The organism is Ruminococcus sp. AM26-12LB, assembly GCF_003480785.1.
Taxonomy (GTDB): Bacteria; Bacillota; Clostridia; order Lachnospirales; family Lachnospiraceae; genus Blautia_A; species Blautia_A fusiformis.
The window spans coordinates 81583-95051 of record NZ_QUJX01000011.1 but is presented as its reverse complement, the minus strand read 5'-3'; the positions used below and the strand labels follow the sequence as shown (position 1 = coordinate 95051).

The following is a 13469-nucleotide window of genomic DNA, read 5'->3' as shown; positions in this document are numbered from 1 at the left end:
AGATTATGGTGAAGAGAGATATCGTGATCATAGGCGGAGGCCCTGCAGGACTGGCAGCAGCCCTGGCTGCAAAGAAAGAGGGAGCAGAGAGTATCCTGATCCTGGAACGTGATAAGGAACTGGGCGGGATCCTGAATCAGTGTATCCATAATGGATTTGGCCTTCATACATTTCAGGAGGAGCTGACAGGACCGGAATATGCGGCACGTTTTATCCGGATGGTAAAAGAGCAGCAGATCGAGTACCGGCTGAACACCATGGTCATGGATATCAGCCAGGATAAGGTGATCACTGCCATGAGCCGCCAGGAGGGAATGTATCAGATCCGGGCAAAAGCTGTGATCCTTGCCATGGGCTGCAGAGAGAGACCGCGAGGTGCACTGAACATTCCGGGATATCGACCGGCAGGCATTTATTCAGCAGGAACAGCACAGCGCCTTGTAAACATGGAAGGATTTATGCCGGGAAAAAAAGTAGTGATCCTGGGATCCGGTGATATCGGACTGATCATGGCTAGACGTATGACGCTGGAAGGTGCAGAGGTTAAGGCAGTGGCAGAATTGATGCCATATTCCGGAGGCCTGAAGCGAAATATCGTGCAGTGCCTGGATGACTTTGGAATCCCGTTGAAGCTTAGCCATACAGTGGTTGACATAAAAGGAAAAGAACGTGTGGAAGGAATCACTCTTGCAGAGGTAGACGAAAACAGACGCCCGATTCCCGGTACAGAGGAATTTTTTGAATGCGATACGCTTCTTCTTTCTGTTGGTCTGATCCCGGAGAATGAGCTTTCCGGACAGGCAGGTGTGAAGCTGAGTAATGTGACTTCTGGACCGGTGGTAAACGAAAGTCTGGAGACAAATGTAGAAGGTATTTTTGCCTGCGGAAATGTTCTTCATGTTCATGATCTGGTGGATTTTGTTTCGGAGGAAGCCGGCAATGCAGGAAGAAATGCGGCTCTCTATATAAACAACAATGGAGAGGACAAAATACCGGAAGAGATAAAAATCACGCTTTCGCCCCAAAACGGAGTCCGCTATACAGTGCCGTCTGAGATCCGTATCGGTCATATGGCGGAGGAGCAGCTGGTCCGCTTCCGTGTGGGAAATGTATATAAAAATTGTTACATCCGTGCATATCTGGATGGAGAACGGATCTTTTCCAGAAAAAAACAGGTGGCAGCACCCGGAGAGATGGAACAGATCAAATTGAAAAAAGAGCAGCTTCTTTCCATTCTGGAAGGAAAACAGAAACAGGATAAACATGAACTTGTGATCCAGGTGGAGGAGTGATGAAAATGGAAAAAAGAAATCTTACTTGTATCGGATGTCCTATGGGATGCGCCCTTCTGGTGGAAATGGATGGAAAAGAGATCATTTCCGTCACAGGAAATACCTGTAAAAAAGGTGCGGAATATGCAGTGAAGGAAGTGACAGATCCGACCAGGATCGTGACAACGACCGTGCGTGTGAAGAATGGAAGCATGCCGGTGGTGTCAGTAAAGACAGCACAGGATATTCCGAAAGGAAAGATTTTTGACTGTGTGGAAACGCTGCGGGATGTATGTGTGGAAGCGCCGGTTCAGATCGGGGACGTGATCCTGGAGAATGTAGCAGGCACAGGCGTGGATATCGTGGCTACAGGAAATGTGAAGCAGATCATACAGTGATCTGCAAAGGATATATGGCAATCTGTATGCTTATAATATGTCAGCCCTCCGGCAGACAAAGCGAATAAAATAAACCTGAAAAGGCTTTTTTATCGCTTTGTTTGTCATGAAATAAAATATACAAAATGCACAAAAAGTATTAGTGCTTAAAAGAATAATTAATTAAAAAATAACAAAAAAATATATAAGAATCGATAAAAAATGTTGAAAATAAATAAACGTTATGATATAATCAGAAATATGAATTAGCAAAAATGCTCATAACGATGTAATGCATTGAATGGAGGATGATTAGAATGAAAGTATTTGGACATCGTGGTTTCAGCGGAGAATATCCGGAGAATACAATGCTGGCGTTTCAGAAGGCTGTGGAGGCTGGCTGCGAGGGAATCGAGCTTGATGTGCAGCTGACCAAGGATCTGGTTCCGGTGATCATGCACGATGAGAAGGTTGACCGTACCACAGATGGAAACGGATATATCTATGATCTTACATATGCTGAGCTGTGTAAACTGGATTGCAGTTATCCGGATAAGTTTGCCGGAAAATTCGGCAGGCTTCAGATTCCGACTCTGAGAGAGTATTTGGAGTGGATGGCAGAGGAGGAAGATCTGATTACAAACATCGAGCTGAAGAACAGTGTTTATTATTATGGTGGTATGGAAGAGAAGGTCATTGATATGATCTGCGAATATGGTCTGGAGGATCGGATCATCCTTTCCTCTTTCAATAACGCATCCATTGTATTGTGCAGACAGAGTGATGAGACTATTGCAGGAGGCTTTCTGGTAGAGAAATATGTGGATAATGCAGGGGTTTATGCAAGAACCTGTGATGTGCAGTATTATCATCCGAATCTGGAATACCTGAAGGAAGAACATGTACGCAGCTGTTCCCAGAACGGGATCGGGGTGAATGTCTGGACTGTAAACGAGGAAGAGGATATGAGAAGGATGAAGAAATGGGGAGTAAACTCCATCATTACCAATTATCCGGACAGAGGAAGAGCAGTGGCAGACGAGGATTGAAACTGTAATGCAAAGATGCTTTCTGTAAGGTACATACAGGAGGCAGGCTAAATTTGAAATCTCCGGCAGGAGGGGGTCCTGCTGCAGATCTATATAAGCAAAATAAAAAAACTATAATAATGTATATGGAGGATTTTTACAATGGAGAAAGAAACAAGACCTTTTATTTCCTGGCAGCTTGCAGACGATTTTATGACTGCAGTATTTGAGAAAATGGGAGTTCCGACGGAGGATGCAAGACTTTGCGCTGATGTACTTCTGGAAAGTGACAGACGTGGAATTGAGAGCCATGGCTGCAACCGCTTTAAACCGATCTATATCGACCGTATCAAATCCGGAATCTTAAATCCTGTAACAAAAATCGATATCCTTAAAGAGACACCAACAACTGCAGTTCTCGATGCCAACGATGGTATGGGAATGGTAGCCAGCAAGAAGGCTATGGACATGTGTATTGAAAAAGCACATAAATACGGCATGGGTATGGTTGCAGTCCGTAACTCTTCCCATTATGGAATCGCAGGATACTGGACAGGTCTCGCAGCAAAAGAGAATATGATCGGTATCAGCGGTACCAACGCAAGACCATCTGTTGCACCGACATTTGGTGTTGAGAATATGCTTGGAACCAACCCACTGACATTTAGTATGCCTACAGATGAGCCGTTCCCGTTTACACTGGACTGTGCAACATCTGTTATCCAGAATGGCAAGATCGAATACTACGCACGTATCAACCATGATACTCCTAAGGGTCTTGTTATTTCCAGAGAAGGAGAGGAGCTTACAGACAGTGCGGAGATCCTTAAGAAGATCAGAAGCCAGCAGGCAGCACTTGCTCCTCTCGGTGGATTTGGTGAGACAACCGGAGGATATAAGGGATACGGATACTCTACTGTTGTTGAGATCCTTTCCGCTGCTCTTCAGTCCGGTCTCTTCCTGAAAGCTCTGGATGGTAAGGATGAGGAAGGAAAGATCCGTCCATATCATCTTGGACATTTCTTTATTGCTATCGACACAGAGGCATTTATGGGTGCAGAGGCATTCAAGAAAACATGCGGTGATATCCTGAGAGACCTGAGAGGCTCCGAGAAGGCTCCTGGACAGGAACGTATCTACACAGCAGGCGAGAAGGAATATGATGTATGGATGTATCGTAAGGATAAGGGAGTTCCGGTGACAGAGGCAGTTCAGAAAGAGTTTATCGGACTTCGCGATGAATTCGGACTTACACAGTTCAAATTCCCGTTTGAGAAATAATGTATCTGCAGAAGGGAAGTCCATAGGGGCTTCCCTTCTTTTACCAGAGAAGAAGATTGTCTGAGAATTGTAATACAGCCGGAAATAAAACAAATATATTTGGCAAATGCGTCTGGTCTTTGAAGCAATAAACTGATACAATAAGAATAATATCTTCAAATAATGCGCGGAGATAAAATGATATTGTGTGAACATTGCGGAGGAAGAGAGAAGATGAACAAAGAATTTCTGGACGCGATCGAGGCGAACCCGATCATAGCGGCTGTAAAGGATGAGCAGGGGCTTCAGAACTGTTTGGGCAGGGAGGAGCTTACCGTGATCTTTATCCTGTATGGAGATATCCGTTCTATTGGGGGAATTGTGGAGCGGATCCACCAGGCGGGGAAGATCGCGATGGCACATATAGACCTGATCACAGGTTTAAGCTCAAAAGAGGTTTCTGTGGATTATATTTGTAAAAATATCCATGCAGATGGGATCATTTCAACAAAAGCATCCATGATCAACAGGGCGAAGAAGCTTGGAATGTATACAGTTCTGCGTTTTTTCCTTATTGATTCCATGGCGATCAAGAACATTGAGAATCTGGGAAATCAGCATGAGCAGCTGCCGGATGTGGTAGAGGTTCTGCCAGGGTTGATGCCGAAGATTCTTAAACAGATATGTAAAACAAGCAAGGTGCCTGTGATCGCAGGCGGTTTGATCTCCGATAAGGAGGATGTGATGGGAGCCCTGGGTGCGGGGGCAGCAGCGGTTTCCACTACAAATCAGAAGGTATGGGAATTATGAGGCTGCAGAGGTATTGAGCCGCAGCCAAGAAATGTATTGGAGGATTTTTATATGGCAAAATATGTTATGGCGCTGGATTCCGGAACGACCAGTAACCGATGTATTCTTTTTGATGAAAGCGGAAGGATCCGCAGTGTGGCGCAGAAGGAGTTTATCCAGCATTTTCCAAAACCAGGATGGGTAGAGCATGATGCAGGTGAGATCTGGTCCACACAGCTTTCTGTTGCCAGAGAGGCTATGAACCAGATTGAGGCAACGGCAGAGGATATTGCGGCGATCGGTATCACCAATCAGAGAGAGACCACCATTGTCTGGGATAAGAATACGGGACAGCCGGTTTATCATGCCATCGTATGGCAGTGCAGGAGAACCTCAGAATACTGCGACAGCCTGAAAGCAAAGGGACTGGAAGAAAAATTCCGTCAGAAAACAGGACTTGTTATCGATGCGTATTTTTCTGCCACCAAGGTAAAATGGATCCTGGATAATGTGGAGGGTGCCCGCGAAAGAGCAGAGAAGGGTGAGCTTCTGTTTGGTACCGTGGAGACCTGGCTGATCTGGAAGCTGACCAAGGGAGCTGTTCATGTAACAGATTATTCCAATGCATCCAGAACGATGATGTTCAATATCAATACACTGGAGTGGGATGATGAGATCCTGGAGGAGCTTGATATTCCGAAATGCATGCTCCCGCAGGTAAAAGAGTCCAGTGAGATTTATGGTGAGACAGATCCATCCTTTTTCGGTGGAAGGATCCCGGTAGCCGGTGCTGCCGGGGACCAGCAGGCGGCGCTGTTCGGACAGGCCTGCTTTGAGAAAGGTGAAACCAAGAATACATATGGAACCGGTGGCTTTCTTCTGATGAATGCAGGAGATAAACCGGTATTTTCCAATAACGGGCTGGTTACAACCATCGGATGGGGACTTAACGGAGAGATCACTTATGTTCTGGAGGGATCCGTATTTGTGGCTGGTGCTGCGATCCAGTGGCTTCGTGATGAGCTTCATCTGGTGGATTCCGCATCGGATACCGAGTATTTTGCGGGAAAGGTACCGGATGCAAACGGCTGCTACGTCGTGCCTGCGTTTACGGGACTTGGAGCTCCCTACTGGGATCAGTATGCCCGCGGCACGATCGTGGGGCTGACCCGTGGTGTAAATAAGTATCATATTGTGCGTGCGACTTTGGAATCACTTGCATATCAGGTCAATGATGTGCTGGAGGTTATGAAGGAAGATGCAGGAAGTGACCTTGCAGTTCTTCGTGTAGACGGCGGAGCAAGTGCAAACAATCTTCTCCTGCAGATCCAGGCCAATATCAGTAATGTGGCTGTAGAACGTCCGGAATGTATTGAGACAACTGCTCTTGGTGCCGCATATCTGGCAGGTCTTGCTGTGGGATTCTGGGAAAGCAAGGAGGCAGTACTGGAAAGTCGTGATGTGGAACGTATTTTCCGCACGGAGATCGATGACGAGAAGCGAAATGCCATGGTAAAAGGCTGGAGAGCTGCAGTAGGCTGCTCTAGAGACTGGATCAAAAAGATCCAGTAAAAGATAAAAAAGAAAAGTCATGCAGCGGGACCGGATGAAAATGTCCTGTGCATGGCTTTTTTGCGTTTCCGGAATGTCACAGACAGACCGGCATATAAGCGATCGCGGAACAGATCCGCCGGAGCTTACAGAGTGGTCAGATCGATCCTGTAATCGTCGGAACCCGCTCCGTCAGCAGTGTAGTAAGCTGCTCTTTCTTCTGCATTTACATAGATGTGGAGCTCTTTGCCTTTCAGGCCCTTTGCTTCTGCATCTTTCTTAACAGCTGCCTCAAGGTCGGCAACTGTGATGGATGTCTCAAAAATTTCAAGTGTGATGCCGCTGATCTTATGATTTTTTACAGTGTTCTTAACTTCTTCTACTACTTCTGGTGCCTTGGCTGCTACAGTCTCTGTTGCCTTTTTGACTGCTTTAACGGTTTTTTCAGCTGCAGGTGTTTTTTCAATCTTTTCTACAGTTGATTTCACGGTAGCTTTGGCCTTGGTGGTTGCGCTCTTCAGGTTGCTTGTTCTGCTGTTTCTTCTTTTTTCCATAATGGAACACTCCCTTCCACATATTTCGCTGACAGAACGGATCTGCCGGAATATGTACCTGTTTACAGTAGCATGAATCCGGTGGAAAGTCAAATTTTTGCTTGGGTGTTGCATTTCCGGCAGTTGTCGTATAAACTGGATTACAGAGAAAATCAGACAGGGGTACAGAGATTGAAGAATATTCAGGAAGATATTAAAACAGGAAAATTTAAGCAGGCATATCTCCTTTACGGTGAGGAAGCCTATCTGAAACAGCAATATAAAAGAAATCTGGTGAAGGCTCTGAACCCGGACGATGATACCATGAATTTTACCAGATATGAGGGGAAGGGGATCGATGTCCGGGAGCTTTTGAGTCTTTGTGATACCATGCCTTTTTTTGCAGAGCGAAGAGTAGTCCTTCTTGAGGATACGGGATTCTTTAAGAACAAATGCGAGGAACTGGCAGATTATATGAAAGCTCTGCCTGATTATCTGTATCTGGTGTTCTGCGAGTCTGAAGTAGATAAAAGAAGCCGTATGTACAAGGCGGTAAAAGCCTGCGGCAGCATCGGGGAATTTAAACAGCAGGATGAAAAGACTCTTATGCGGTGGGCAGCAGGGATCCTTGGAAAAAATGGCCGCAGGATCACCCAGAGAGATGTGGAGCTTCTGCTGACCATGACGGGAACAGATATGGGTAATATAAGGATGGAGCTGGAAAAGCTGATCTCCTATACGGTCGGAAGAGATGTTGTGACGGCTGCAGATATCCAGGCTGTCTGTACCACGCAGACAACCAATAAGATCTTTGATATGGTGCGTGCGGTGACGGAGAAGAACCAGAAGCGGGCCCTGGATCTGTACTATGACCTTCTGGCTCTTCGGGAACCGCCGATGCGGATATTGTTTCTTCTGGCGAAACAGTTTCGTCAGATCTGCCTGACCAAGAAAATGTCACAGGAGGGTCTTTCTCAAACCGAGATCGCTTCCAAACTGGGAGTACCCTCTTTTGTTGTGCGGAACCTGGCATCCTGTGCCAGATCCTACACTGTGGAAGAGCTGGAGAATGCTGTGCGGGATTTTGTGGATGCGGAAGAGGCGGTAAAGACAGGTACACTTGGAGATGTGCTCAGCGTGGAGCTTCTGATCGTGAAGTACAGCTCGGCGAGAGCAGTGAGAGCCTGAGTTTTACGGAGACGGGTTCTGCCACAGGGTCGCTCCGTTGTCCCTGAGCCATTTTTCGCAGGCTTTATACTCCGGCATCACAGATGCCACCACTGCATAAAAGGCAGGGGAATGATTCATTTCTTTTCTGTGGGAAAGTTCGTGTACTACAACATAATCCAGGACTTTTTCCGGGGCGAAGATCAGCCGCCAGTTGAAGTTCAGGTTTCCTTCGCTGGTGCAGCTTCCCCAGCGGGTTTTTTGTTCCCGGATCGTGATACGGCCGTAGGTTACGCCCATTTTTCTGGCGTAGGCTGCGGCTTTTCTTTTGAATATTTTTCTGGCGGATTCCATATAATAACTGCGGCGGAATTCCGAAAGAGGCGGGTTTTCAGCCTGGGGCTGTGCCGGCCTGGAGGCGGCGTGGGAAAGGTGCTTCAGGATCCAGCTTTCTTTCTGGGAGAGAAAACGATGGATGGTGGAATCTGGCATTGTGTGTGGAGCGCGGACAGTTACCTGACCGGAAACGCTGACCTGGATCGCCAGGGTTTTCCGACTGCTGCGGATAATGCGGTAGGGAAAGGGATGGGATATCATAAAAAACTCCTTTTGGTCAATGCAGAAATCTATATACAAAACAGAAATCTATATACAAAAAAGACAGTCGCTGACGGTTCGACTGTCTTTCCTTTTACTTATAAGCTTATAACTAAAATATTCCGTGGTCTATTACGCAATGCTGTTGACAGCTTTGGAAAGACGGGAAATCTTTCTGGCGCAGTTATTTTTGTGATAAACGCCCTTGGATGTAGCTTTGCTGATTGTGGAGATTGCGTCCTTAAGAGCAACCTCTGCAGCTGCCTTATCCTTATTCTCAACTGCTGTCTCAACTTTCTTGATGGAAGTCTTAACTGCAGAACGGATTGCTTTGTTTCTTGCAGCCTTAGTGCTGTTAACTAAGATTCTCTTCTTTGCGGATTTAATGTTAGCCAATTCGTACACCTCCGATTCCTTAAAAATATAATATTAAATTACATTCACAGGAACAGACACGGGCGCTCCTATGAAACATGCTTATATATATTATTATACGTGCACAGGAATGTCAAGATGTTTTTCGCAAAAATTCCAAAAAAATATGCAAAAAATACCAGATGCTGTGTGGAAAAGGGGAAATGATACATATTTATGGGAAAAAGGGGAAATAATAAAAGGGAAAACACCGGAAAAGCTGCAGGCAGCAGCGAAAAAGTCTTTGCAATCTTACAGAAAAAGAGGATGAGAGTATGGCTGGAAGGAGCAGAATCAGAACAGACCTGGCGCTGGAAGCAACGGAACGCTTTCAGGCGGAAAACGTAGAAGTACGTGGAGTAGAGATCAGGGAAAGATACGATGAGGAAAAGGATGTTCGGACTACCGTAGTGCGGATCACAACGGAAAATGGAGCCAGGACCATGGGAAAACCACAGGGGACCTATATTACCATTGAGGCACCGGATCTTTCCGTTCCGGATGAGGATTATCACAGGGAGATCTCGGAAGAGGTGGCACATCATTTGAGGGAGCTGATCGATCTCGGACGGCAGCAGTCGATCCTGGTGGTAGGCCTTGGAAATCAGGAGATTACTGCGGATTCCCTTGGCCCTCGTGCAGTTTCCAATCTTCATATGACAAGGCATGTGATCCGGGAATATGGGCTGAAGAGCAATGAACATATGAAAATGCATCAGATCAGCGGGATCGTTCCGGGTGTGATGGCACAGACCGGAATGGAAACTCTGGAAATTGTTCGGGGTGTTGTTTCTGAGACAAAGCCGGATTTGGTGATCGCCGTAGATGCGCTGGCGGCCAGAAGTACGACAAGACTTAACCGGACGATCCAGATCACGGATACCGGGATCAGTCCGGGCTCCGGCGTGGGGAATCACAGGGAAGGCCTGAATGAAGAAAATCTTTCGGTCCGTGTGATCGGGATCGGTGTTCCGACTGTGGTGGATGCGGCTACTATTGTCCATGATTCCATGGCAGAGCTTCTGGAGGCGCTGGAGGAAGATAAGCAGAAGGAGTTTCTGGAAGAAATGATCTCACCGAAGCTTTACACCATGTTTGTAACACCAAAGGATGTGGATGAAACGGTACGATATTTAAGCTTTACCATTTCCGAGGGACTGAATCTGGCTTTTTCCGATAGTCTAATCGAAGAGGACAGGTCATAAAATACCATAAGAGGTGATCGTTGGTGACGAATATCCAGAGGGCTTTCTGCGTGGTTTTGAGCCTGATCTTCCTGGGGGTGGTGGCTGTCCTTCCGGGAGATTTTTTCAGGCATGGTGAGATCTACAGACAGCTGCCGCTGTATTGCTTTCTGGAAAAGAAAGCTCTGCAGAAGGAAAATGGCAGAGACCGGGAAACAGAGATGCTTTTGCAGGAAAAAAACGCAGAGCATCTGGGTGAAGAAGTGGAAGCAGAGAACCGAAAAGAGCAGGAGACGCTGTTGATGGCCGAGGCGGAAGAAGTGGAGAAGAAAGAAGCCCTTCAGAAGAAAGAAGAGCTTCAAAAGAAAAAAGAAATCCAAAAGAAAGAAGCGGAAGAGGCAGAGAAAAAATCTCCTGACGGCAAAAAAAATGAAAAGGAGACTGTTAAGGGAAATGCAGAACAGGAAGTTGCAGAGCCAGAAATTACAGAGCCGGGAGGTTCAGAACAGGAAGCTACGGAGCCGGGGAACACAGAACCGGAGCCTCCAGCGTCAGAGGAGAACCGATCCGGTGAAAATACTGCGAAGGAACAGGAGACTGTGGCACTGCCACATCCGCAGATTGACTTGTCTCAGGCGAAACTGGCAGATTTTGACTATGTGATGAATCAGTTTTTTATATTGGATTCCAATACGGAAACGAATGCGCAGCAGATCAGTGCGCCCCGTTTTCTGAAGGAGGATCTGTCCGTTAAAAAGGATTCATCGGTACCCCAGATTCTGATCTATCATACCCATTCCCAGGAGGCTTTTGCAGATTCAAGAGAAGGACAGACTGAGGACACCATCGTAGGAGTGGGAGATCATCTTACTGAACTTCTGGAAAAAACATATGGATACCAGGTCATTCATATAACAGATGCCTTTGATATGATGGGAGGAACACTGGACAGGAGCAAGGCTTATGATTATGCCAGGGCATCCATAGAAAAAGTGCTGGAAGAAAATCCCACCATTGAGGTTGTGATCGACCTTCACAGAGATGGTGTGCCGGATGAGCGTCATCTGGTAACGCAGGTGAATGGAAAACCTACTGCTCAGCTACTTTTTTATAATGGATTAAGCTATACAGTCAGTCAGGGGGCAGTGAGTTATCTGCCCAATCCTTACATAGAAGAGAATCTGGCATTTTCCTTTCAGCTGGAATATCAGGCGGCACAGTATTACCCCGATCTTTACCGGGGGATCTATCTGGCAGGTCTTCGCTATAATCTGCATCTTAAGCCACGGGCCCTGCTTCTGGAGGCCGGAGCACAGACAAATACCGTAGAGGAAGTCCGAAATGCCATGGAACCATTTGCAGATATCTTAAACAGAGTTCTGAAAGGCAGTGACAAAGAAGGCTGAAATATGATATGATAAAGAGCAGTATGGAAAAATATGCGTTCTAAACGCTTTATACGAGAGAAATTTAAGGAGGACTTCCTGAATGATAGACCAGAGTAAAATTCGGAATTTTTGTATCATTGCACATATCGACCATGGCAAGTCAACACTTGCGGACCGTATCATCGAGATGACGGGACTTCTTACCGAGAGGGAAATGCAGGCCCAGGTTCTGGATAACATGGACCTTGAGAGAGAACGAGGAATCACCATCAAATCCCAGGCGGTTCGTATTGTATACAAAGCCAAGGACGGAAATGAGTATATTTTTAACCTGATCGATACCCCGGGACATGTGGACTTTAACTATGAAGTTTCCCGAAGCCTTGCTGCCTGTGACGGAGCGATCCTTGTTGTGGATGCAGCACAGGGAATCGAAGCTCAGACACTTGCCAATGTATATATGGCACTGGACCATGATCTGGATGTGGTTCCGGTGATCAATAAGATCGACCTTCCAAGTGCGGATCCGGAGCGTGTTATCAATGAGATCGAGGATGTGATCGGAATCGAAGCGCAGGATGCACCGCAGATCTCCGCAAAAACAGGACTGAATGTAGACCAGGTCCTGGAGCAGATCGTCAATAAGGTCCCGGCGCCGGCGGGGGATGTGGATGCACCTCTGAAGGCTCTGATCTTCGACTCTGTTTATGACCCTTATAAGGGTGTTATCGTATTTTGCAGAGTGAAGGACGGACGTGTGAAAAAGGGCACGAGGATCCATATGATGGCGACCGGATTCACCACGGAGGTTGTGGAGGTTGGATATTTTGGAGCGGGTCAGTTTATCCCGTGTGACGAGCTGACAGCAGGTATGGTCGGATATATCACAGCCAGCATCAAGAATGTCCGTGATACCCGCGTGGGTGATACGGTAACGGATGCGGACACCCCCTGTGCAGAGGCACTTCCGGGATATAAGAAGGTAAACCCTATGGTTTATTGTGGCCTTTATCCGGCAGATGGTGCCAAGTACGGTGATCTCCGTGACGCGCTGGAGAAGCTTCAGCTCAACGATGCTTCCCTTTATTATGAACCGGAGACATCGGTCGCCCTTGGATTTGGGTTCCGCTGCGGCTTCCTAGGACTTCTTCATCTGGAGATCATCCAGGAACGTCTGGAGAGAGAGTATAACCTGGATCTTGTAACTACAGCACCGAGTGTTATCTATAAGGTCTATAAAACCAATGGTGAGATCATCGAGCTGACAAATCCCACCAACCTTCCGGATCCTTCAGAGATCGAATACATGGAAGAGCCTATGGTGAAGGCGGAGATCATGGTAACCACAGAGTTCATTGGTGCGATCATGGATCTCTGCCAGGAGAGACGTGGTCAGTATGAAGGCATGGAATATATGGAAGAAACCCGTGCACTCCTGAAATACAGACTGCCGCTGAACGAGATCATTTATGATTTCTTTGATGCACTGAAATCACGTTCCAGAGGTTATGCATCCCTGGATTACGAACTGGACGGATATGAGAGAAGTGAGCTTGTGAAGCTGGATATCCTTGTGAATAAAGAAGAAGTGGATGCTCTTTCCTTTATCGTGCATGCAGATACTGCTTACGAGCGTGGAAGAAAGATGTGTGAGAAGCTGAAAGACGAGATCCCGAGACAGCTCTTTGAGATCCCGATCCAGGCAGCTATCGGAAGCAAGGTCATTGCCAGAGAGACGGTAAGAGCCATGCGTAAAGACGTACTTGCCAAGTGTTACGGTGGAGATATCTCCCGTAAGAAGAAGCTTCTGGAAAAACAGAAGGAAGGTAAGAAACGTATGCGTCAGGTAGGTAACGTGGAGATCCCGCAGAAGGCATTTATGAGTGTCCTGAAGCTGGATGATAAATAGG

At 46.8% G+C, this 13469-nt stretch carries 14 protein-coding genes; 11 read left to right on the top strand and 3 right to left on the bottom strand.

All coding sequences use genetic code 11. The annotated features are described in order from the left end of the window. Positions 1-5 precede the first annotated feature (5 nt). The 6 genes from DW694_RS09795 (at position 6) to glpK (ending at position 6297) form a co-directional block, all read left to right on the top strand. Complete coding sequence (locus tag DW694_RS09795) at positions 6-1292, top strand: FAD-dependent oxidoreductase (RefSeq protein ID WP_118752936.1); 1287 nt, start codon at positions 6-8, stop codon at positions 1290-1292. A 5-nt stretch (positions 1293-1297) separates the two neighbouring features. Next, positions 1298-1669, top strand: coding sequence for a DUF1667 domain-containing protein (locus DW694_RS09790; RefSeq protein ID WP_044961717.1), 372 nt, complete (start codon positions 1298-1300; stop codon positions 1667-1669). Between the two features lie 296 nt (positions 1670-1965). Beyond that, a complete protein-coding gene (locus DW694_RS09785) occupies positions 1966-2697 on the top strand; it encodes a glycerophosphodiester phosphodiesterase (protein WP_021976755.1) in 732 nt (243 codons plus the stop codon). Positions 2698-2838: 141 nt separating this feature from the next. Further along, a complete protein-coding gene (locus tag DW694_RS09780) occupies positions 2839-3957 on the top strand; it encodes an Ldh family oxidoreductase (protein ID WP_015527445.1) in 1119 nt (372 codons plus the stop codon). Positions 3958-4170: 213 nt separating this feature from the next. Further along, positions 4171-4746, top strand: a complete 576-nt coding sequence (locus DW694_RS09775) for a glycerol-3-phosphate responsive antiterminator (protein ID WP_015527444.1) — start codon at positions 4171-4173, stop codon at positions 4744-4746. A 51-nt stretch (positions 4747-4797) separates the two neighbouring features. After that, complete coding sequence (gene glpK, locus DW694_RS09770) at positions 4798-6297, top strand: glycerol kinase GlpK (protein ID WP_022426947.1); 1500 nt, start codon at positions 4798-4800, stop codon at positions 6295-6297. 125 nt (positions 6298-6422) lie between these two features. Here the strand turns inward: glpK and DW694_RS09765 are convergent, their stop codons facing one another. After that, positions 6423-6830, bottom strand: coding sequence for a DUF6465 family protein (locus DW694_RS09765; RefSeq protein WP_118752917.1), 408 nt, complete (start codon positions 6828-6830; stop codon positions 6423-6425). Between the two features lie 171 nt (positions 6831-7001). Between DW694_RS09765 and holA the strand changes: the two genes are divergently transcribed. Beyond that, entirely contained in the window at positions 7002-7997 is a 996-nt protein-coding gene (gene holA, locus DW694_RS09760) for a DNA polymerase III subunit delta (protein ID WP_118752916.1), read from the top strand. Positions 7998-8000: 3 nt separating this feature from the next. Here holA and DW694_RS09755 read toward each other — a convergent pair whose 3' ends face one another. Both DW694_RS09755 and rpsT read right to left on the bottom strand, forming a co-directional pair. Then, on the bottom strand, positions 8001-8573 hold the full coding sequence (locus tag DW694_RS09755; protein ID WP_173739797.1) for a SprT family zinc-dependent metalloprotease: 573 nt from the start codon (positions 8571-8573) through the stop codon (positions 8001-8003). A gap of 132 nt (positions 8574-8705) precedes the next feature. Next, positions 8706-8969, bottom strand: coding sequence for a 30S ribosomal protein S20 (gene rpsT, locus DW694_RS09750; protein WP_022426951.1), 264 nt, complete (start codon positions 8967-8969; stop codon positions 8706-8708). A 70-nt stretch (positions 8970-9039) separates the two neighbouring features. On the opposite strand from rpsT, the gene DW694_RS09745 reads away from it, so the two are divergent. The 4 genes from DW694_RS09745 (at position 9040) to lepA (ending at position 13468) form a co-directional block, all read left to right on the top strand. Beyond that, positions 9040-9258 carry a hypothetical protein gene (locus tag DW694_RS09745; protein WP_015527439.1) on the top strand — a complete coding sequence of 73 codons (219 nt, stop codon included), beginning with the start codon at positions 9040-9042 and terminating at the stop codon, positions 9256-9258. A gap of 4 nt (positions 9259-9262) precedes the next feature. After that, positions 9263-10192 carry a GPR endopeptidase gene (gpr, locus tag DW694_RS09740; protein ID WP_118752915.1) on the top strand — a complete coding sequence of 310 codons (930 nt, stop codon included), beginning with the start codon at positions 9263-9265 and terminating at the stop codon, positions 10190-10192. A 23-nt stretch (positions 10193-10215) separates the two neighbouring features. Then, on the top strand, positions 10216-11577 hold the full coding sequence (locus tag DW694_RS09735) for a stage II sporulation protein P (RefSeq protein ID WP_265190994.1): 1362 nt from the start codon (positions 10216-10218) through the stop codon (positions 11575-11577). 82 nt (positions 11578-11659) lie between these two features. Then, a complete protein-coding gene (gene lepA / locus DW694_RS09730; protein ID WP_118752914.1) occupies positions 11660-13468 on the top strand; it encodes a translation elongation factor 4 in 1809 nt (602 codons plus the stop codon). The last annotated feature ends 1 nt before the right edge of the window (position 13469 follow it).